Here is an 827-nt window from a genome sequence, read left to right on the forward strand (position 1 = left end):
GGCTGGCCTCGCGCCCGCCGGCCGCGGAGACCGAGGCGGTGGCCGGGCTCGCCGCGCTGTCGGCCGCGAGCGGGGCCCGCCTGCACGTCCTGCACCTGTCCGCGGCGGCGGCTCTGGATGACGTGCTCGCCGCCCGCGACGCCGGGCTCGCGCTGACGGCGGAGACCTGCCCGCATTATCTGGCGTTCACCGCCGAGGAGATCCCCGATGGCGCGACTCTGTACAAGTGCGCGCCGCCGATCCGGGGGGAGCGCAACCGGGAGGCGCTGTGGCAGGGCCTCGCCGCGGGCCTGTTCGCCGGGGTGGTGACCGACCACTCACCCGCCACGCCACAGCGTAGGGCGATCACGTCAGGCGACTTCGCGCAGGCGTGGGGCGGGATCGCGTCGGTGCAGCTCGGCCTCGCCGCGGTGTGGACCCAGGCTCGCCGCCGCGGTCATGACCTGGCCGATCTGGCCCGCTGGATGTGCACCGGACCAGCCGATCTCGTCGGCCTGGGGCACAAGGGCCGGATCGTCCCGGGCGCGGACGCCGACCTCGTCGTGATCGACCCGGACAGGTCCTTTGTCGTCGATCCCGCGAAGCTGGCCCATCGCCATCCGCTCACCCCCTACGCTGGGCGGACGCTGCACGGCGTGGTGCGTGCAACCTACCTGCGCGGTGAACGTGCCGACGGCGACCGGCCGCCGCGCGGCCGCCTGCTGTCGAGATGAGCCCGATGGCGTGCCCCACATCGCGCACCCGCGTTCCGCACCCCCGCGTTCCGCACACCCATCCCGAATATCGGCGGCCCGCGCACCCGGCGGCGGACCCGACCCGCAGGAGAA

The 827-nt window shown here is 74.7% G+C and carries 1 protein-coding gene; it reads left to right on the top strand.

Translation table 11 applies throughout. The features are described 5' to 3' along the window. Nucleotides 1–713, top strand: a 713-nt coding sequence (locus tag MJ783_RS04505) for an amidohydrolase family protein (protein ID WP_239308652.1), incomplete at its 5' end; no start/stop codon positions are given. Nucleotides 714–827: the final 114 nt, after the last annotated feature.

It is taken from the genome of Protofrankia sp. Cj3 (assembly GCF_917627355.1).
GTDB lineage: Bacteria > Actinomycetota > Actinomycetes > Frankiales > Frankiaceae > Protofrankia.